A 19234-nucleotide genomic window follows, 5' to 3' on the forward strand; every position below is an offset into this window, starting at 1 on the left:
ATGCAGGAACAGGCTCGCGCCGGAACGAAGCAAATGGGTGCGCCTGAAGCCGACTGACCCTCTCACTCCTCGCCTGTAGGCTCGTCGTGATTCATGCCAGCCCCAAGCCAGTCGGCTTCAGGCGCACCCATTTACTTCTACAGAACGTGTCCTATGCGGCAGTAACCGTTAGACCCTCAGTGGCGACGTCCGGGTTGACGTCCACCCGCACGGTGTCACCGTCCTTGATAGCACCAGCCAGGATTCCCTTGGCCAGGCGGTCACCGATTTCTCGCTGCACTAGGCGGCGTAGCGGGCGGGCGCCGTAGGCGGGGTCGTAGCCAGCCAGCCCCAGCCATTCGATGGCTGCTGGGGAGACGTCCAGGGTGAGGCGGCGGTCTTCCAGGCGCTTGCCCATAGCTGCGATTTGCAGGCCAACGATGGAACCCAGTTCATCGGCTGAGAGGGCATCGAACATGATGACCTCGTCCAGGCGGTTGAGGAACTCTGGCTTGAAGCTGGCATTCACTACTCCCATGACCGCGGAGCGGCGGGCGTCCTCGTCCAACCCCTGGTCAATCAGGAACTGGGATCCCAGGTTGGAGGTCAGAATCAGGATGACGTTGCGGAAATCCACGGTACGGCCCTGTCCGTCGGTGAGGCGGCCATCGTCCAGCACCTGCAGCAGGATGTCGAAGACCTCGGGGTGAGCCTTTTCCACCTCATCCAGCAGGACCACGGAGTAGGGGCGCCGGCGCACAGCTTCGGTGAGCTGGCCACCCTCTTCGTAGCCGACGTAGCCGGGAGGGGCACCAACCAGGCGTGAGACTGCGTGCTTCTCTGAGTATTCGCTCATGTCGATGCGCACCAGGGCGCGCTCGTCATCGAACTGGAATTCCGCCAGCGCTTTGGCAAGCTCGGTCTTACCGACGCCGGTGGGGCCCAAGAAGAGGAAGGAGCCGATGGGTCGGTCAGGGTCGGAGATGCCGGCGCGGGAGCGGCGCACGGCGTCCGCAACAGCGGATACTGCCTTGGACTGGCCGATAAGACGCTTGCCCAGTTCGCCCTCCATGTTGAGCAGCTTCTCGGTTTCGCCGGTCAGCATGCGGCCAGCGGGGATACCGGTCCAGGCTGAGATAACCTCTGCGATGTCATCAGCGGTGACTTCCTCAGACACCATTGCTTCTGCGTTTGCAGAGGTGTTCTCTGCCTGCTGGGCAGCAACCAGCTCAGCTTCCAGGGAGGGGATTTCGCCGTAGAGAATACGGGATGCCTCCCCCAGGTTGCCTTCGCGCTGGGCTACTTCTGCCTTGGAACGTAGCTCGTCAATCTGGGTTTTGAGGTCACCCACCCGGTTGAGCCCGGCTTTCTCAGCTTCCCAACGGGCGTTGAGGGCGTCCAGGGTTTCCTTCTTATCCGCCATGTCAGCGCGCAGGGCTTCTAGGCGTTCAACGGAGGCGGGGTCAGTTTCGTTGGCCAGCGCCAGCTCTTCCATGGTTAGGCGGTCAACAGCGCGGCGCAACTGGTCGATTTCCTCGGGAGCCGAGTCAATCTCCATACGCAGGCGGCTGGCTGCCTCGTCGATCAGGTCAATCGCCTTATCGGGGAGCTGGCGGCTAGGAATGTAACGGTTGGACAGGCTGGCTGCGGCAACCAGCGCCGAGTCGGCGATGGCAACCTTGTGGTGCGCTTCGTAGCGTTCCTTGAGGCCGCGCAGAATACCGATGGTGTCATCCACACTGGGTTCGCCCACGTAGACCTGCTGGAAGCGGCGCTCCAGAGCGGCGTCCTTTTCGATGTTCTCGCGGTATTCATCCAGGGTGGTGGCACCAATCAGACGCAGTTCGCCGCGGGCCAGCATGGGCTTGAGCATGTTGCCGGCGTCCATGGAGCCTTCGGTGGCACCTGCACCAACTACGGTGTGGATTTCGTCGATGAAGGTAACGATCTGCCCTTCTGAAGCCTTGATTTCTTCAAGCACTGCCTTGAGGCGTTCTTCAAATTCACCGCGGTACTTGGCGCCCGCCACCATGGCCCCCAGGTCCAGGGAGATGAGGGTTTTGCCGCGCAGCGATTCGGGGACGTCCCCGGAGACCATGCGCTGAGCCAGGCCCTCAACCACAGCGGTTTTACCGACGCCGGGCTCACCGATGAGCACGGGGTTGTTCTTGGTTCGGCGGGAGAGTACCTGCACCACCCGGCGGATTTCACTGTCACGACCAATGACCGGGTCCAGCTTGCCTTCGCGGGCTACGGCGGTCAGGTCGGTGCCGTACTTAGTCAGGGCATCAAAGGTACCCTCGGGGTCAGGAGTGTTCACGGTTCGCTCCCCTCTCATTTCTTTGATGGTGGTTTCTAGATGGTTAGCGGTCGCACCTTCTGCTTCGAGGGCGCGAGCGGTTTCGTCATTCCCAGCGGCTAGGGCCAGCAGGAAGACTTCGGTGGAAATATAGGTATCACCCAGCTCTGCTGCTTTGTTTTGCGCAGTTTGTAGGGCGGTGAGCAGGGCACGGGAAGGTTGGGCCTGGGCAACCGATGAGCCGGCCGCCTTGGGCAATTTCTTAATGAGGGAGGATGCCGCGACCGAGATGGCGTCAATGTCCAGCCCGGCTGTTTTGAGCACAGCCACCGCCACGCCGTCACGCTGATCCATAAGGGCTTTCAGCAGGTGGGCGGTGTCTAGATTGGGGTTGCCCGCAGTTTGGGCATTCATATTGGCTGCCGAGAGCGCTTCTTGGCTCTTGGTGGTGAGTTGAGTGTTCATTTGGTCTTCTTTCTATGAGCAGGTTGATATTTAAGATGGGTGATGGACGCCCGCTACCACCGGTGGGACCGACCTAACCACGCCCTTTTCTATAAGTTGAGTCTACTCCACTCAACTTATTTGCGCTAGCATCGTTCAGAAATTTTTGGAGGCATCTCACCCCACGAGTTTCAACTAGTAACCCCTGGCACATCTCAGTAGACTGACATGGCAGCACTAACACCATTACCCAAAGAGGATCCATGACTCGCACCGCATTTGCCATCCGCCATGTAGCATTCGAAGATCTCGGTATCTACGAGCAGCTCCTCGAAGACCGTGGTTTCACCGTTGAATACCGCGATGCTGGCATTGATCCTCTCAATATGCCTGAGGTGCAAGAGGCCGATCTCTTGATTGTTTTGGGTGCCCCGATTAGTGTGAACGACGCCCAGAGCTACCCCTTCCTCTTTGAAGAGGTTGAGCTCATCAAGAACCGCCTAGAGTCCCAAAAACCCGTTATGGGTATCTGCCTAGGTGCCCAGCAAATCGCCGTGGCAGCTGGAGCCGAGGTCAGTGCCTCCGGCGTTCTAGAACTGGGCTACTCCCCGGTAGAGCTCACCGAAGCTGGTAAAAACTCCGTGCTAGCTCCCCTGGGCAACACGCCCGTTCTGCACTGGCACGGGGATCAGTTCAGCATTCCTGCCGGCAGAGAAACACTGGCAACCACCTCTGATTTTGAGAACCAAGCTTTCACTCTTGAGGACGAAGAGGGGAAGCCTTTCGCCCTAGCCCTACAGTTTCACCTAGAAGTTGACCCCCGTAAGGTTGAGCAGTGGCTCATTGCCTACACCGCTGACATCGTTGACTCGGGCCAGGACATCGCGGTCTTCAGGCGCGAAGCGTCCCAGTACGCAGAGGATTTGACGGCAGCGTCCGCCCAGGTGCTCAACGGCTGGTTGGACGCGGTGGGCCTCTAAGCCCCTAGTCCAAGAAGTCGTACATCGACTCTTGGCGCTCAAGCTGCTCTCGCACATCATCATCGATCCCGCGGGCGGCTTCTTTAGCTTTGCGCCAGGTGGCAAGGGTCAGCAGCAGCACAGCTACGGCGAAAGCAAAAGTCAGGATGCCGGTGGTATTACCGAACCCCGCAGAAAGACCCACGAAATCGTGACCTAAAAGAGCGGACGCTGCCGAGACGGTCGCACCATCGACGCGGTCAGGAACCAGCAGCCCAAAGACGGCAGCAAGCAACCAACCGGTCAACTGCACCAGGGCTGTAACCAGCGGCAGACCTGTGGATACCCCTGCTCGCTGCAGCTTAACCTCCCGCCAGGCGTAGTAGGCAGCCAGCAGGTAAAGTGCCGCTAGGGCGGGACCGAAGCTGACAGCGAAGACAGGCACCAGAGACCCGCCTGCACCAAACAGTGACCTACCTGCGGTGATCCACAGAGCTGCCGCCACCCCCAGGGGCGCCATTAGGTAGAGACTGAGCCGGGTCAGAGTGGACCCCTGCCGGCTCAGAGTAGAGCTGCCAGGGGTTACAGTGCCATTTTCAGAAAAATTTTGCGGTAAGCTCACTCCCCCATTTTATGCACGTACCCGCTCATCGACCGGTAGGGTGGAGGGTATGAGCAGACTTGAAGCGATTTTCTTTGACCATGACGGAACCCTGGTTGATACCGAGCCCCTGTGGGCTGAGGCCAAAACGGCTCTCGCAGCAGACTATGGCAAGACCTGGACCGAGGAAGATTCGCTGGCATGCCTGGGGCGCCCCGCCACCGTAACTTTTGAACGAATGCATGCGCTCGGCATTGACGCTCCGGCAGACGAACTCTATGCAAGCCTTAAAGAGAAAATGGGTGTTCTGCTGTCTGAAGCAACCATTACCCTACTTGAGGGCATCCCCGAACTCTTGGACGAAGTTGCTGCAGCTGGTGTACCTGCCGGGATCGTCACCAACGCCACCACCGCCGTCGCCCAGCGCACAGCAGACCTAGGGCCCGAGGGCCTGTTTGCCACCATTGTGAGCGATGAGCACGTCACCCAGGCCAAGCCCAACCCCGAGCCCTACCTGCTGGCTGCCAAAAATTTGGGCGTTAACCCCGCCAACTGCGTAGCAATTGAGGATTCAGATTCAGGCACACAAAGTGCAGTGGATGCAGGCATGAAGGTAGTTGTGGTGCCGGGTCTCATCTCTGTGCCCAAGAACCTAGGTCACGCTCGCATGAAGCACTCGGAGCTCTCTCTGGCTAAGATTCGCGCGCTGGTTGACGAAGACTAAACCTCTAATCCGAATAAAAAATCAGCCTCTTCCCGTGTGGGAAGAGGCTGATTTTTTACCATGTCTACGTGCACAGTGAGCCAAGAACCTACTTGATGTTGCCCTGGCCGTCATCGAGATGTGAACGCATGAACCACTGGAATTTTTCGAGCTCAGCAGTCTGACCGATCAGTAAGTCTTCGGTGATGGGGTCAACATCTCCCACCTTAGCGATGGCTGCACGGTGGTCTTCAATGACGCCGTTGTAGACCTCATCGAGGGCGCGCAGGTGAGCCTGGGCGTCAGCGCGGTCGACGCTGTAATCTTCCCAGGTGCGCTTGGCTACTAGGTCACCGGGCAGGCCATTGGGCGAGACGCCCATGGTTGCCATACGCTCAGCAAGTTCATCAACGAAGCCGCGCACCAGGTCAACCTGGGGGTCTAGCATTTCGTGCACACTAATGAAGGTGGCGCCCACAACATTCCAGTGGGCGTGCTTGAGGGTCAAATGTAAATCATTGAGGGCGTGCAGGCGAAGCTGCAAAGCCTCGGCAACGTGGTGGCCTGATTCTTCGGTCAGACCGGGAACAGTGAATGATGCGTGCTTAGTCATAACAACACCTTTCTATGAGGGAGAAGGGCGGGAGCCCTATGCTGGGTCGCCCTTTGTTCACTACTGTACCGGCGACAATCCACCACCGCAAGGTTATTATGAGGACTTCATAATAAAATGACCCCTGCCCCACTGGGTAGAATGGCAAAACTAAAACTAAACTTAGGTGAAACTAGCCCCTGTCTGACCTGCACAAACAGCTAGTATATGCCCACAGAAAACAGTCAGGCTCGAGGCCAATTCTCCTCAAGAAAGCCCCCGAGAAGCTGGTCACACCCGTGTATTTCTTATGGAACACCTGTCTAATTGGGCACTAACATCGGACAGGTATGTTATTTTCAGACAAATTATCTGCCCTCGATTGATACCGCACCGTTAGGACCCCCTTTGACCGCTTCCCCCACCCGGCGCCAGCTCGCCAAAGGAGCCGCCTGGGCCGCCCCCGCCGTCCTCGCCACCGCAGCTGTGCCCGCCTACGCTGCCTCTCAGCGAAACCCATCTCTAGACGGCCTCTACGGTGATACAAGCTTTAATTATTCAGGAGGAAGAACGGATACCATCAACGGCCGGTGCCGAACAGAAATTCAGTTCACGAGTAACAACCTCTACAGAGATGGCAGATTCTCGGGTTTCACTATTTACTATGTGCCTGACGGAGAACCCACCACGGCAACTATCGATAAGCTTGAATATTTTTTTGTGGTGCCGACGGGTCTCATCACAACAGGTGAAATGGTTCTAATCGGTGAATCATCACAAACCTGGCGTGCTGATGGTCTCTATAGTGGCACTGTTGGAGGCTTCAACGGGGAACAGTTATCAAGCAGTCAGTTTGATATTTTTAAGTTCACCTTTACCGGCAACCACAGTGGCTATGAGGTTCGCGCTCAAGGCACCCAGGTGCCGCTACCGGGTTCGTTAATCACTGCAGTTTCATCAGGCAACTCTTCATGCGTCAGTTCTGGACAAAGAGTTCCCATCTGTGCAGGCTATTTCTCTAGCTACACTCTGGAAAATGGTGCCATGACTTCTCGCGGCATCCCGTTTGAGAACCTAAGCTCCATCACCGGAGATTACATCAGATTCTAGCCATATGCGCTTATTGCTGACGTCCGAGGGCCTGGTTTATCTAACCAGGCCTTTTGATTTTGCACTAGTGCCCATCTGAACACCACACCGAAATTGGGCGTTGCCTATGCTTCAGTTCTGGCGCGAACCAAGTCGCTCATGTAAAGTTACCTGTAGTCAGAGTCACTTTTCTTAAGGTTTGTCAGAGTTAGACCCACACACATGCGCATCAAATCATTTACTCTCCTAGCAGCGCTTGCGCTAGTTTTCACCGGTTGCACCGCCTCAGATTCCCCTGATGAGTCAACGACCGAAGAAACTCAGGCAGCAGCAACCACCCCAGCGCCAGAAACTACTCCGACCACCATTTCAGCAACACCGGCTGAGCCAACCCCTAGTGCCTCTTCCCCACTAGCTACTGCTTCCCTAGCGACTGCGTCCGCTGAACCCAGCGAACGTTCACCGCACCTTTCAACAGAGCGCGCTAACACTTACCTGGTGTTAAATGACTTTGCCGCCGCCAGTTCAGATTGGCGAGATGGCGTTTTTCAGATTGCTGAAAAGTCAGATATCACGGGGATTGGTACCGAACTAAATTACTGCATAGAGACCCCTCAAAGCGCTGGCATGGATAACCTGAACGAAAATTCTACCCAAGCGCTTAGGCTAAACCTGGGACACAAGTTTGACTCACTGAAGTTTGAGGTAGGTCAAGAGAATGATTCAGCTGCCCTTGATCAGAACATGGCGGTAAGAATTACCGATGGAACCAAACAAATTGGTGAGATCAGCACCGTAGCCTTCGATGAATACCGCACCATCGATGTGCCTGTCACCGGTAGGAACGTCATTATCATTCAGGTGTACATCCCCAAGGCAGCAGGCGAAAGCTGTTCATCTAGCTCCATCAGCCCGGTTATTTACAAAGTCGAGCTCGATTAGCGGTACCGGCTAACTTATGACTGAGGATCATCCTAAAGCTCAAGAGAAACCACCGGGCAGGTTAAAAGCGCTCTTAACACCCCAGTGGAAGTGGGTACGGCGGTCAGGCGCTGTTGTTACATTCTTGGGTATTAGTTATGCCGCAGTATCTTATACTCCCATCGGCTCACTTTTCGGCCTTCATGGGGATCTTGTCGTCGGCGATAAAACAGAAATCAACAACATCTACAGCTCCCCGTCAGGAGGCTCTCAGCAGTTGCCCGCGGCGTCCGACGCTAGCACCTCGGAAGCTTTAGCACCCCAGATAGGAATAGGCACCTGCCTATCGTCAGGGAAGGTTGTGCCCTGCGACACCGAACATAATCAAGAAGTCATCGGCACGGACCCGGCTAGTTGCGATGTTTCTGCTCTCTACGGCTATGTTTCCGGAAACCCGGACTTTGATTTCTTTGGGCCGTCGGTATTCGTTTCGGAACATGACGGTAGCTGTGTTGCTAAAGTTCCAGCGAGGACTTCAAGCATCCAGGGGGTATGGGCAGAATCTAACGTAGTCGCTGACCCGCTACGTGCCTGTTATGTAGGTGAGCAGGCAAGCCCGAAAATTGTTGATTGTTCGCAGCGTCATGCTGGTGAAATCACCTACCAACAACCGGTCAGCAATTCAGGTGATATGAGGTGCAAGGAACGAGCTGAAGAATATACGAATGCACCTCAAACTGCGTGGGGGAATGTTTTACAGGCTTACCCTCTCGATGATGAGGGTGATGGGTTGAGGCGCTGCGTTCTCACAACCCGCAGTGACGGCACCCTTGAGACCGGTCTAAGAAACCTCAGAAACACAAAAGTTAAGATTTCTTCCTAAGCTCTCTGCAGTTTGCGCTTGATAAAAGACCAGAGTTATTGCAAGACGCCGGTACTCACACAATGTGTGAGTACCGGCGTCTTACTGATAAGAATTCCGTGCCTACTTGTTAGCGAAAATCTCCCGCATCAGGGCAGCAGCCTCAGAAGGAGTCTTACCCACCTTCACACCAGCTGCTTCCAGGGCTTCCTTCTTCGCCTGAGCGGTACCTGACGAGCCGGAGACGATAGCGCCTGCGTGGCCCATGGTCTTACCTTCGGGAGCGGTGAAGCCAGCAACGTAGCCAACAACGGGCTTGGTGACGTTTGCCTTGATGAAGTCAGCAGCACGCTCTTCAGCGTCACCACCAATTTCACCGATCATGACGATAGCTTCGGTCTCGGGGTCAGCTTCGAAAGCTTCCAGAGCATCGATGTGGGTGGTGCCGATAATGGGGTCACCGCCAATACCGATAGCGGTGGTGAAGCCAATATCGCGCAGTTCGAACATCATCTGGTAGGTCAGGGTACCTGACTTAGAAACCAGACCGATCTTGCCCTTGCCGGTGATGTTGGCGGGGGTAATACCGACCAGTGACTCACCGGGGGTGATGATACCGGGGCAGTTGGGGCCGATGATGCGGGTAACGGGCTTACCGTCAGCATCTACCTTGCTCTTGGCGTAGGCCCAGAACTCGGCGGTGTCACCAACGGGGATGCCCTCGGTGATAACAACAACCAGGGGAACCTCAGCGTCAATCGCTTCAATCACGGCGTCCTTGGTGAATGCCGGGGGCACGAAGACGATGGAGACATCAGCGCCGGTTGCCTCTACAGCTTCAGCTACGGTGCCGTAGACGTTGAGCTCAACGTCCTGCCCGTTAGCATCCTTGTGAGCGACGGTGGTGCCGGCCTTGCGAGCGTTGACGCCGCCTACAATCTGGGTGCCAGCTGCGAGCATGCGAGCGGTGTGCTTGGTGCCTTCGCCGCCGGTGATGCCCTGAACGATGACCTTGGAGTCCTTGTTCAAAAAGATAGACATATCTAAAAACCTTCTAAAAAATCTAAGCGGAGAATTTAAGCGTTAGCGAGTTCGGCGGCCTTGTCAGCGCCCGAATCCATGGTCTCAGCCAGGTGGACCAGCGGGTGAGCAGCCTCGCGCAGAATAGCGCGGCCCTCGTCCACGTTGTTGCCGTCCAGACGTACAACCAGGGGCTTGGTTGCCTTATCGCCCAGAATCTCAAGAGCCTTGACAATACCGTTTGCCACCGCATCGCAGGAGGTAATACCGCCAAAGACGTTCACGAAAACAGATTTAACCTGCTCATCGTTGAGGATGATGTCCAGGCCAGCTGCCATAACCTCAGCCGAGGCGCCGCCACCGATATCCAGGAAGTTAGCGGGCTTGACGTTACCGTGGTTTTCACCGGCGTAGGCAACGACGTCCAGGGTAGACATCACAAGACCAGCGCCGTTACCGATGATGCCTACCTGGCCATCGAGCTTGACGTAGTTGAGGTCGTTTTCCTTAGCCTTAGCTTCAAGGGGGTTCTCTGCGCTCTTATCAACCAGAGCCTCGTGGTCAGCCTGACGGAACTCAGCGTTGTCATCCAGTGAGACCTTGCCGTCCAGTGCGAGAATCTTGCCGTCGCCGGTCTTAACCAGCGGGTTGACCTCAACGAGGGTGGCGTCTTCCTTCTTGTAGACCTCACCCAGCTTGACCAGCACCGCTGCAACGTCCTCGCGGACGTCTTCAGCGAAGCCGGCTGCCTCAACAATTTCAGCTGCTTTCTTGGCATCGATACCGTCGATGGGGTTCACCTCAACCTTGGCCAGCGCATCGGGGCGCTCTACAGCCAGGGTCTCAATGTCCATGCCACCCTCAACCGAGCACATAGCAAGGTAGCTGCGGTTAGCGCGGTCCAGCAGCAGGGAAAAGTAGTATTCCTCGGCAATGTCTGCACCCTGAGCGATCATCACACGGTGAACGGTGTGACCCTTGATGTCCATGCCCAGAATCTGCTGTGCGTATTCGTAAGCCTCATCGGCAGTCTTGGCAACCTTTACGCCGCCAGCCTTACCGCGGCCGCCCACCTTAACCTGGGCCTTGACAACGGTAACTCCGCCAATTTTTTCAGCTGCTGCTTTTGCTTCTTCGGGGGTGGTCGCTACGATGCCCTGAAGCACGGGCACGCCGTGCTTCTCAAAGAGATCGCGTGCCTGGTATTCAAACAGGTCCACAGGTATTCCTTCTTCGTCGAAGTCATGCTGGGCAGCGCATGGGCTACCCCGCTTTTACGGGTGTGAAGCATAGTGGTACAGCATCTGCCTGAGCGAGAGCTAGGGCACACTACAGCTTCTCAACAGTCACTTTAGCGCATCCTGTAAAGCGGTGCGAACTAGATATCAACTTATGACGCCTCATCCCGCCAAGAAGGCAGGAAACTTACTTTACCGACTCACAGGCGTCAATCAAGGTGACCAGGAAGGGGGCAGTATCAGAGACGCGAGGCACCAGCAGGTATTCCAACTCGTCAATTCTCCACAGCATGACCCAAGCCTCAGCTACCGTGCAGCTCAGAGCACTACCGGCAACAAAGGTATCCGGTGGGAAGTCAAAGTGCACTACCTCGTCAATAACGTCGGCTGCGGCGACGCCGCTGAGGTTGATGACGGTCCTGTTAGCTGAAACATCTAGGATTAACCCTTCGTCCTTGCCTAGAGCAGCGTTCAGAGCCCTGCCCAGTTTGACGGGGTCCACGCGGGTGACTACCAGAAAAACGCCCTCTTTGACGTACATGCAGGCGACCACCTGGCGGGTGCCGTACAACAATTGCAGTGCCTGAGAGTCACCAGTAACCTGCCCACGTTGACGCGGTAGCTTAACTCCCAAGACTGATTGAAGGCGCTGGGCGGCGTCCGAGTCAGGGTCGATTTCGATGCGGAAGAGCGAAAGATCCGAGATTTCCTGGAGCTGCACGCGGGTGTCGGTAACCCCATCCATAGCTTCAACAAATTCCTCGGCAATTGAGGGGACGGTACTGTCGTGATCCATTCGCGGTATTCCTTTGTAGATGCAAGAACTACTGAGAGCTCATTGTGAGCAAGACAGTTTTATCTTAGTCGGAAATTTTTGTCAGGGGTGCATAGCGCAGGAGAAGTCGTTTTTCTTCCCGAGCGAAGCGCACCTTCGCCACGGTCTTATCGCCAGCCCCTTCCACGGCTAGAACCCTGCCTTCACCAAAGGTTTTGTGCTCAACCCGGTCCCCTACCGAAAGGGCAGGGATTTCCTTGTTCTGCTGCACGCGGGAAACATTTTTGGCTGCCGCAGCATAGCCGTAGCTAGCTGACCCATTGATTTCAGCAACAGAAGGGGAGGAGGCGGGGCGGCTTTGATAGCCCGGTGTGTCAAAGCGGGAGGTGTAGGTTGACCCTCCATAAGAGCCGTAGCCCCCATAGCTACCCGTTCCCCCGGCAAAACTGTTGCCTTTCCGTTTCCAGTCGATAAGCTCTTCAGGTATTTCCTCGAGGAAGGGTGAAGGTGGATTGTACTGCCCCTTGCCCCACATGGAGCGGTTCTCGGCACGGGTCAGGTAGAGCCGTTCCATAGCGCGGGTGAGCCCAACGTAGGCAAGGCGGCGTTCCTCGCTCATCTCGCCCTCATCGGTAAGAGCACGCTGGTGCGGGAAAAGGCCGTGTTCCATACCGGTCAGAAAGACCACAGGGAACTCCAGGCCCTTGGCGGTGTGTAGGGTCATGAGGGTGACCACGCCCTGCGAGCGCGCTTCAGCCACTTCAGCAGCGATTTGAGCGGCGGACGGGCCGCCCTCCTGGTCGTGCTTGGGCTTATTGGGGACTTGGTCGGCATCAGCCACCAGTGCAACGTGTTCTAGGAACTCTTCTAGGGTGGCACCGGGATGGTCGATTTCGAACTCACGCACGGCGTCTACCAGCTCTGAGAGGTTCTCTACGCGCGATTCGTCTTGGATGTCCTTTGATTCGCGCAGGGCTGCCAGGTAGCCGGTTTGCTCTAGCACGGCCTCAAGGCAGGTGGCTGCCGGTTCGGTGGCTGCGATTTGGGCGAGGTCATCAATGAGGCGGGCGAAGTCTGCCATCTTTTTGACGGCGGCAGCGCCCAGCCCGGGAGCATCAGCAGCACGGCGCAGGGCTGCCATGAAGGATATACGTTCAATACGGGCGAAGTCAGCGACTACGCTCTCAGACTTGGCACCTATGCCGCGCTTGGGTTCGTTGAGAATACGGCGGACGTTGATGTCGTCATCAGGGTTGACCAGCACGCGCAGGTAAGCCAGGGCGTCCTTGATTTCCTTGCGTTCGTAGAAGCGGGTGCCGCCGACTACCCGGTAGGGCAAGCCCACGCGCATGAGCATTTCTTCCAGGGTTCGGGACTGGGCGTTGGTGCGGTAGAAGACGGCGACATCGCCGGGCGCGACTTCGTGGTCATCACGCAGGCGGTCAATCTCCTGGGCGATGTAGCGAGCTTCGGCATGTTCAGACTCAGCCACGTAACCAGTAATTTTGGCGCCGTCACCGCTAGCTGTCCAAAGCTTCTTGGGGCGGCGTCCCTTATTGCGTTCAATCACAGCGTTAGCTGCTGAAAGGATGTTCTGGGTGGAACGGTAGTTTTGTTCCAGCAGGATGGTGCGGGCAGCCGGGTAGTCTTCTTCGAAGTCGGTGATATTGCGAATATCAGCGCCGCGGAAGGCATAGATGGACTGGTCGGAGTCGCCCACCACGGTCAGTTCAGCCGGCGGGTAGGCGTCGGGGTAGGGGCCCTGCTCTGGATGCTGGGCGGACGCCCCACCGACCAGGGCACGCACCAGGGCGTACTGGGCGTGGTTGGTGTCCTGGTATTCGTCGACTAGGATGTGGCGGAAGCGGCGCCGGTAGTAGTCAGCCACCTGGGGGTGCTGGCGCAGCAGGTTGACGGTTTCAAAGATGAGGTCATCGAAGTCGAGGGAATTAGCGGCCCGCAGGCGCTCGGTGTAGGCCGTGTAGACCTTGGAAATCGTGCCTTCCCAGGGGTCAGTAGCACTGGTTTCGGCTGCGAAAGTCTTGGCATCTACGAGTTCATTTTTGAGGTTGGAGATACGGTTGCCCACCGCCTTAGCGGTGAATTTCTTGGTGTCCAGGTTCATCTGCTTGATGATGAGGGTCAGCAGACGCTGGGAATCAGCAGAGTCATAAATTGAGAAGGTCGATTTGAGCCCCAGCGCTTTAGCTTCGCGGCGCAGCACGCGCACACAGAAGCTGTGAAAGGTTGAGATCCACATGCTTTGGGCTCGTGACCCCACCAGGGCGGTAATGCGTTCGCGCATCTCAGCTGCCGCCTTATTGGTGAAGGTGATGGCAAGAATCTGCCCCTGGTGGGCTCTGCCTGTTGCGAGCAGGTAGGCAATACGGTGAGTGAGCACCCGGGTTTTACCCGAACCCGCACCGGCGACAATCAGCAAGGGGCTCCCGGCATGCACTACAGCTTCTGCCTGGTTCTCATTCAGCCCCTGCACCAGGGCAGACGGGTCAGCACGCACGGGCTCAGGCTGGGCATAATCGGGCATAAAGCCACCCATTTGGTAGGACGGCGGCAGGAAGTCTAACTCGGCAAGGTCAGCGGGTACCTCCAAGACCGGCGCTGGTTCTTGGTCCGGCTCATAGGCAGGTTCCTCATTTGCTGAGCAATCTGGGAAATCATCAAAGAAAAGGTCAAAAGGAGGCTCATGCTGGTCTGCGCCCTCCATGGGTGTAGCGCTATCCAGTTGCCCAGCATCCGTTTGCCCGGCGTCCTGCCCCGAACCTGTTTTCTTAGGTAGCTCGGGCATAAAATCATCGTCAAACATGGTGCCTCCTCGAATTAACCGTCAACCACTCATTTTATGCGAACAAACTTTCTAAGGTCAGCCCATTCTGCTCAGAGGTAAGGGCAGCATGCACCATAATGGAGTCTATGGGTCTCTCAAAAGGTCAGAAGAAACGCCTCTACGGCGAGCAAGCAGCAGCGCAGGTAGCCCCCGCACCCAAACAGGAAGCTCAGGCGCAGCCGGGCCCGCGCGTCATCACCGACTATTCACGCGGGGAGCTTGTTGCGACCCCAGAAGCCGGTAGCTCCTACATCTTTTTGGGGGTCGCTTTTGTGATTACCCTGCTCTTTGGGCTCTATTATCATCTGATGCTGCTGCCAGGGGTGAGCAACGTGGCAGGCGCCACCGCCCCTGAACTTATGACCTGGTTTAGCGCTGATCACCTTCAACGCGTTGCCACCGGCCTGGGAGTAGATGGCCTGCGAGAGTACCAGGTTCTACACCGTTCCACCGGCCTTATCCTTCCTCTAATTTTTGCGTTTACCTGGTGGAATATGGTGCGGGCATCAAAGTTTGAACTGCTGATGGGCAGGCTCATGCTGACCCTTCCAGTGGCCTACGCCGTGGTTTTCATTGCCGGTGGTTTCGCTATAGACACTGCACTGGCTGACCCCCTGGGCGGCACGGCAGGGCTTGCCGCTCTGTTGGTAGCGGCGCGCTGGGGGCTGTTGGTTCTCTGCTTAGCCCAACTAGCTATCATGGCGGTGCGACTGGTGCGCGGCAAAGTGGACGCATTCTCACGCGGGGAACTACCCGACCAGTAGCCACCCACAGGCTACTCGGAATATGGAGAATATAAAAAGACCCTGTAATCGCGCTAGCGACTACCGGGTCTTCTCTTATGTGCCCCCGATACGATTCGAACGTACGACACCCGCTTTAGGAGTTGGAGGGGCATTTTCCGAGCGCGCGAGGAAATAAAAATGCCCCGGAAACAGCCGAGGCCACGAGGCTGGTGCTCTATCCCCCTATCGCATAGAAAAACCCAGCAACCGCACAAAACAGCTGCTGGGTTCATCCTTATTGTGTGCCCCCGATACGATTCGAACGTACGACACCCGCTTTAGGAGAGCGGTGCTCTATCCCCTGAGCTACGAGGGCAAGTATTTATTTATAGTTAGTCCCCTCAATCCCCGTAGCAACAGGGGATAAGAAGGAATTCGCAGCGCTCATCGCCAGCTATTCGGTTTGCTCTTGCGAGCTCGCGCGCTCGCTCCCGCAAACCTCATCTGAGCTACGAGGGCAAGTATTTGAAGGTTAGCTCTAGAACTTTTAGTGCCAGAACCTTCCCAAGTTTACACTAAAACCATGGCCCTTCTCGTTGACCCTGCCCGCTGGCCAGCCCACGGCACTGTTTTCTCCCACCTCATTTCTGATAGCAGCCTGCAGGAGCTACATTCCTTTGCCCGTGCTCAGGGAATCAGTGAACGCGCCTTCGACCGGGATCACTACGATGTGCCAGCCCACCTCTGCCCGCAACTCATCGACGCTGGTGCGCAGCCGGTCAGCGGCAGCGAGCTGACCCGTAGGATGCAAGCCAGCGGACTAAGAGTGCCACTCAAGGAACGCCCCGAAAAAATCAGAAAGGGCCTACTGGCTCGCTGGGAGACACTTGCACCGGGTGCTGAAAAGCTGGGCGAAGACATACTTGATTGTTGGCAAGAGCCCCACCGGGCTTACCATAACAGCGCTCACCTGTTAGAAATGCTGGGCCATGCAGCCTACCTGGCAGGCGACGACGAGCTACCCCGCGCCGTCCTTCTGGCAATATGGCTGCACGATGTGATCTACGAAGGGAAACCGGGGGCAGACGAAGAGGCATCGGTGACTTTCGCCCGCCACCGACTAGCCCGCCACCAGGTAGCAGGCGAAGGAGAGATAGAAGCAGTAGCCCGCCTCATTGAAGCAACTGCGGCGCACCAGCCCCCGCAGGCTCATGAAGTTTTGCAGAGGGCAGGTATCAGTCAGGAACACTGGCAGATTTTCTTCGATGCTGACCTTGCGATTCTGGCAGCGGAGACGGCTCGTTACCGGCGTTACGCTACAGGTGTGCGGCAGGAATATTCACACGTGAGCGATGATGACTTCAGGCATGGCCGCGCACACGTCTTGCAAGGGCTACTAGAACGACCCAGCATTTTTACAACCCGGCTAGGCCGTAGAGCCTGGGAGGCAAAAGCGCGGGAGAATATAGCGGCAGAGCTGAAAGAGCTTACTTACTCTGCACGCCCTTGCGAGCTTTCCGGCGAGAGTAAAGCACCCGAGAGACAACAAGACCCAGAATGATGCCGATACCGCCAGTGATAGAAACCCACATAGCCGCGTGACCCACAAAAAGCGCCACCAGTAGCCCGGCAATAATGCCGGGAACCGCCCCGGCAACCATGCCAACCGCCATGTAGGTGAACTCTTGATCTGATGAGCTGGTGGGTGATTCAAACTGTGGTGCCATGCCCTCTATCCTACCGGCGTCCGCGTAGCGCCATAAACTACTTCACCGCTGAGCTAAACATCGCCCACAGTTTCTTAGAGGGTATAAAAAATGCGCCCCAGCTGGTCGTCTGGTGCGCATCTGCAAACTAGAGTTTGCGGTGCCTCTACCTTGTGTGTGGTGAGGAAGTCTGCGGGTTAGTTCTTGAGTGTTACGAGCCGACCAGGCAACACCCATTTAATACTAGCGAGCTAGCACAACCCTAAAAAGTGAGGTTTAGAGACCTGCAACGGTGTAGTAACCGTCAACGGGCATCATGCCGCCACCATCGACTGCGGTCTGCATGGTGCCCTGTGAGGGGTTCAGCGCGTTGATCATCTGGCCGTTACCAACGTAGATGCCTACGTGGTTGTAATTGTTGGTGAAGACGATGTCACCGGGCTGGGGGTTTGAGGTGGGAACCAGTTCTTTCTCTGCCATCGTGAAGGTGTAGGGAGTTAGTGAGATACCGGCCTGAGCGAAGACGTAGGAAACGAAGCCTGAGCAGTCCCAAGCCTTGTAGCCTTTGCCGCCCCAAACGTAAGCGCCGCCGATGCCGTCCTGAGCTGCTGCGAGAATGGTTGCACGAGCACCGGAGACGTCAGCGGGAATCTCTGCGGAGTCGGTTGACTGGGTGCTGACGGATGAAGTGCTTTCAACAGTGGTTGAGCCCTGGTAGTAGCCCCATGAGGTGGTGGGTGCTGAGTAGTCAGCCAGTGAAGGAGCTGAGTAGGAGGGAGCTGAAACTTCAGCTGCAGCAAAAGCGTTAGCAGGAGCAACGGAAGCTGCCAGAAGGGCACCTGAGGCTGCTACGATACCTGCGTTACGTACGATGTTTGACTTAGTCATGATGTTCTTTCTCCATTGCCTCACGAGGTGAGCTGTCGGGTTCGAGCATGAAGGTCGCTCGGCCACTTCTTATAGGTGGCTTAACCCCAAGGACTCTCTCTTTGAGTGAGCCCGGTAAGGTGGGTCCCCCGCTCCTGCCATATGATTTATTTGTATTTCCTCCGACGCGGTGGCAGGACTAGGCGGATGCTGCGTCGATGGGTGCCGTACGACCAGTAGTTGGCACGGAATAGAACATTACACACCGCAACTACAATTGTCACGTTTTGGTCACGAAAAATCGGTGGGCGTGGCTTTTAAGCAAGCAGGGTTATCTTTTGGGGGACGCCAAGCAGCCTCCCAGCAAACATTGCGAGAGTTTAAAAAATAGCTATGACAAGGGGCTTTGCGAGTCTACTAAGACACTTAAGATTATGGTCTCGACTCACCTGCATGGGTCAACACCTGGCCTGCCGCCCTTAATGAGAAGCCTGTCACTTGGCCAATTCACGGCACAGCATGAGGTGTATTGATAACGAAGAGGTAACAAAGAAGGGCACCGGCGATGACCGGTGCCCTTGCAGTGTTATCAGTTTGTTATCGCTTCACAACAATCGACTCAGCCACTTCGGCATTAAGAGTGAGCGATTGTTCCTCCCCATCAGCGTGTACCAGCACCGAGCCGTCACGGTTGCCCAGAATTGACACGGTTGCCCCGTAGATGATGCCAGCGTCCCCCAGCATCTTCAACAGGTCAATGTCGGTCTGCAGGAATTCGGGCAGTCGAGAGATGGTGAACCTGTCGTCCTCACTAGAGTCCTTGCCCGCGATAGACATGGTTACGGTGCGTCCATCATTCTGCTCGCTCTCAGCACCCAACTGTTCCAGCCCCGGAATGGCATTGCCGTAGGGGGAGAACTTGGGGTTATTGAGCAGTTCTAACAAGCGGCGTTCAACCCGCTCGCTCATCACGTGCTCCCAGCGGCAAGCTTCTTCGTGGATGTATTCCAGGTCAAGACCGATGATGTCAGAGAGTAGGCGCTCAGCCAGGCGGTGCTTGCGCATCACCTCGACCGCCTTATTGCGCCCGTCATCGGTGAGGCTGAGGGAGCGGTCATCTTCAACGGTAAGCAAGCCGTGGCGCTCCATGCGGGCAACGGTCTGTGAAACGGTAGGACCAGAGTGATCCAGACGCTCGGCGATACGAGCGCGCATAGGAGTAATACCCTCTTCTTCGAGCTCAAGTACAGTACGAAGGTACATTTCAGTAGTATCAATCAAGTCTGTCATTGACTTCTCGCGTCTCTTCTCTGCTCGGGGTCTAGCTGCAACCGTTAGGTGCTTTCTTTAATTCTGACCTAATTGTATTCTTTTTCCGCTTAAAAAGGCGTCCGGCTCTTTAGGAGCTGAAATTTTCCTTCCGTCAGCTTCCTACCCGCGAACATAGCTGTCTCACTATGTAACCTGCTCAGTGTCATCTATCGGCAACCGAGCCTCAGCAGCACCCCTAGAGCCGGTCTACCTGCCACAATAGAAACTGTGGGCGCTAGCGGCATTCCCTCATCCTTTTCACGCCCGCCGCTTGCTGCGCCTGCCTGATACTAGGAGT

General features: G+C 56.4%; 17 protein-coding genes, 1 tRNA gene and 1 riboswitch. Of the genes, 7 read left to right on the forward strand and 11 right to left on the reverse strand.

The annotated features are described in order from the left end of the window. Positions 1 to 151: 151 nt before the first annotated feature. Positions 152 to 2743, reverse strand: a complete 2592-nt coding sequence (clpB, locus tag L6990_RS03950; protein ID WP_237202778.1) for an ATP-dependent chaperone ClpB — start codon at positions 2741 to 2743, stop codon at positions 152 to 154. A gap of 242 nt (positions 2744 to 2985) precedes the next feature. On the opposite strand from clpB, the gene L6990_RS03955 reads away from it, so the two are divergent. Then, a complete protein-coding gene (locus L6990_RS03955) occupies positions 2986 to 3702 on the forward strand; it encodes a glutamine amidotransferase (protein ID WP_237202779.1) in 717 nt (238 codons plus the stop codon). A 4-nt stretch (positions 3703 to 3706) separates the two neighbouring features. Here the strand turns inward: L6990_RS03955 and L6990_RS03960 are convergent, their stop codons facing one another. Beyond that, entirely contained in the window at positions 3707 to 4303 is a 597-nt protein-coding gene (locus tag L6990_RS03960; protein ID WP_237202780.1) for a hypothetical protein, read from the reverse strand. 49 nt (positions 4304 to 4352) lie between these two features. Here L6990_RS03960 and L6990_RS03965 point away from each other — a divergent pair, with 49 nt between their 5' ends. After that, positions 4353 to 5006: an HAD family hydrolase gene (locus L6990_RS03965; RefSeq protein WP_237202781.1), complete on the forward strand. Its 654-nt coding sequence runs from the start codon at positions 4353 to 4355 to the stop codon at positions 5004 to 5006. Positions 5007 to 5094: 88 nt separating this feature from the next. On the opposite strand, the gene L6990_RS03970 is transcribed toward L6990_RS03965, so the two are convergent. After that, the gene (locus L6990_RS03970) at positions 5095 to 5598 is read right to left on the reverse strand and encodes a Dps family protein (protein ID WP_237202782.1); all 504 of its coding nucleotides are present in this window, start codon (positions 5596 to 5598) and stop codon (positions 5095 to 5097) included. Between the two features lie 306 nt (positions 5599 to 5904). On the opposite strand from L6990_RS03970, the gene L6990_RS03975 reads away from it, so the two are divergent. The 3 genes from L6990_RS03975 to L6990_RS03985 all read left to right on the forward strand — a co-directional run bounded on the left by L6990_RS03975 (position 5905) and on the right by L6990_RS03985 (position 8470). Next, on the forward strand, positions 5905 to 6687 hold the full coding sequence (locus L6990_RS03975) for a hypothetical protein (protein ID WP_237202783.1): 783 nt from the start codon (positions 5905 to 5907) through the stop codon (positions 6685 to 6687). 201 nt (positions 6688 to 6888) lie between these two features. Then, a complete protein-coding gene (locus L6990_RS03980) occupies positions 6889 to 7608 on the forward strand; it encodes a hypothetical protein (RefSeq protein ID WP_237202784.1) in 720 nt (239 codons plus the stop codon). Positions 7609 to 7624: 16 nt separating this feature from the next. Beyond that, on the forward strand, positions 7625 to 8470 hold the full coding sequence (locus L6990_RS03985; protein WP_237202785.1) for a hypothetical protein: 846 nt from the start codon (positions 7625 to 7627) through the stop codon (positions 8468 to 8470). Between the two features lie 102 nt (positions 8471 to 8572). Here the strand turns inward: L6990_RS03985 and sucD are convergent, their stop codons facing one another. The 4 genes from sucD to pcrA form a co-directional block, all read right to left on the reverse strand. Continuing rightward, entirely contained in the window at positions 8573 to 9490 is a 918-nt protein-coding gene (gene sucD / locus L6990_RS03990; protein WP_237202786.1) for a succinate--CoA ligase subunit alpha, read from the reverse strand. A 35-nt stretch (positions 9491 to 9525) separates the two neighbouring features. Next, positions 9526 to 10689, reverse strand: coding sequence for an ADP-forming succinate--CoA ligase subunit beta (gene sucC, locus L6990_RS03995; protein ID WP_237202787.1), 1164 nt, complete (start codon positions 10687 to 10689; stop codon positions 9526 to 9528). A gap of 205 nt (positions 10690 to 10894) precedes the next feature. Beyond that, complete coding sequence (locus L6990_RS04000; RefSeq protein ID WP_237202788.1) at positions 10895 to 11503, reverse strand: sarcosine oxidase subunit gamma family protein; 609 nt, start codon at positions 11501 to 11503, stop codon at positions 10895 to 10897. Between the two features lie 64 nt (positions 11504 to 11567). Then, the gene (pcrA, locus tag L6990_RS04005; RefSeq protein WP_440480481.1) at positions 11568 to 14306 is read right to left on the reverse strand and encodes a DNA helicase PcrA; all 2739 of its coding nucleotides are present in this window, start codon (positions 14304 to 14306) and stop codon (positions 11568 to 11570) included. 107 nt (positions 14307 to 14413) lie between these two features. Between pcrA and L6990_RS04010 the strand changes: the two genes are divergently transcribed. Beyond that, the gene (locus L6990_RS04010; RefSeq protein ID WP_237202789.1) at positions 14414 to 15091 is read left to right on the forward strand and encodes a hypothetical protein; all 678 of its coding nucleotides are present in this window, start codon (positions 14414 to 14416) and stop codon (positions 15089 to 15091) included. A gap of 264 nt (positions 15092 to 15355) precedes the next feature. Here the strand turns inward: L6990_RS04010 and L6990_RS04015 are convergent. Further along, positions 15356 to 15428, reverse strand: a tRNA-Arg gene (locus L6990_RS04015). A gap of 207 nt (positions 15429 to 15635) precedes the next feature. On the opposite strand from L6990_RS04015, the gene L6990_RS04020 reads away from it, so the two are divergent. Continuing rightward, entirely contained in the window at positions 15636 to 16613 is a 978-nt protein-coding gene (locus L6990_RS04020; protein WP_237202790.1) for a DUF4031 domain-containing protein, read from the forward strand. On the opposite strand, the gene L6990_RS04025 is transcribed toward L6990_RS04020, so the two are convergent. From L6990_RS04025 to L6990_RS04035, 3 genes are all read right to left on the reverse strand, one after another. Next, positions 16540 to 16779: a hypothetical protein gene (locus L6990_RS04025; protein ID WP_237202791.1), complete on the reverse strand. Its 240-nt coding sequence runs from the start codon at positions 16777 to 16779 to the stop codon at positions 16540 to 16542. The genes L6990_RS04020 and L6990_RS04025 overlap by 74 nt on opposite strands. Positions 16780 to 17034: 255 nt before the next feature. Then, entirely contained in the window at positions 17035 to 17646 is a 612-nt protein-coding gene (locus L6990_RS04030) for a C40 family peptidase (RefSeq protein ID WP_237202792.1), read from the reverse strand. A 5-nt stretch (positions 17647 to 17651) separates the two neighbouring features. Further along, a riboswitch (cyclic di-AMP (ydaO/yuaA leader) is annotated at positions 17652 to 17805 on the reverse strand. Between the two features lie 417 nt (positions 17806 to 18222). Beyond that, positions 18223 to 18915, reverse strand: a complete 693-nt coding sequence (locus L6990_RS04035) for a metal-dependent transcriptional regulator (RefSeq protein WP_237202793.1) — start codon at positions 18913 to 18915, stop codon at positions 18223 to 18225. Positions 18916 to 19234: the final 319 nt, after the last annotated feature.

The sequence above is a fragment of the Rothia endophytica genome (genome assembly GCF_928381505.1).
GTDB classification, from domain to species: Bacteria; Actinomycetota; Actinomycetes; order Actinomycetales; family Micrococcaceae; genus Rothia; species Rothia endophytica_A.

Coding starts and splice junctions, on each gene's coding strand:
- clpB (WP_237202778.1), bottom strand. CDS start 2,743: ATGAACACTCAACTCACCACCAAGAGCCAAGAAGCGCTCTCGGCAGCC.
- L6990_RS03955 (WP_237202779.1), top strand. CDS start 2,986: ATGACTCGCACCGCATTTGCCATCCGCCATGTAGCATTCGAAGATCTC.
- L6990_RS03965 (WP_237202781.1), top strand. CDS start 4,353: ATGAGCAGACTTGAAGCGATTTTCTTTGACCATGACGGAACCCTGGTT.
- L6990_RS03970 (WP_237202782.1), bottom strand. CDS start 5,598: ATGACTAAGCACGCATCATTCACTGTTCCCGGTCTGACCGAAGAATCA.
- L6990_RS03980 (WP_237202784.1), top strand. CDS start 6,889: ATGCGCATCAAATCATTTACTCTCCTAGCAGCGCTTGCGCTAGTTTTC.
- L6990_RS03985 (WP_237202785.1), top strand. CDS start 7,625: ATGACTGAGGATCATCCTAAAGCTCAAGAGAAACCACCGGGCAGGTTA.
- sucD (WP_237202786.1), bottom strand. CDS start 9,490: ATGTCTATCTTTTTGAACAAGGACTCCAAGGTCATCGTTCAGGGCATC.
- L6990_RS04000 (WP_237202788.1), bottom strand. CDS start 11,503: ATGGATCACGACAGTACCGTCCCCTCAATTGCCGAGGAATTTGTTGAA.
- pcrA (WP_440480481.1), bottom strand. CDS start 14,306: ATGTTTGACGATGATTTTATGCCCGAGCTACCTAAGAAAACAGGTTCG.
- L6990_RS04010 (WP_237202789.1), top strand. CDS start 14,414: ATGGGTCTCTCAAAAGGTCAGAAGAAACGCCTCTACGGCGAGCAAGCA.
- L6990_RS04020 (WP_237202790.1), top strand. CDS start 15,636: ATGGCCCTTCTCGTTGACCCTGCCCGCTGGCCAGCCCACGGCACTGTT.
- L6990_RS04025 (WP_237202791.1), bottom strand. CDS start 16,779: ATGGCACCACAGTTTGAATCACCCACCAGCTCATCAGATCAAGAGTTC.
- L6990_RS04030 (WP_237202792.1), bottom strand. CDS start 17,646: ATGACTAAGTCAAACATCGTACGTAACGCAGGTATCGTAGCAGCCTCA.
- L6990_RS04035 (WP_237202793.1), bottom strand. CDS start 18,915: ATGACAGACTTGATTGATACTACTGAAATGTACCTTCGTACTGTACTT.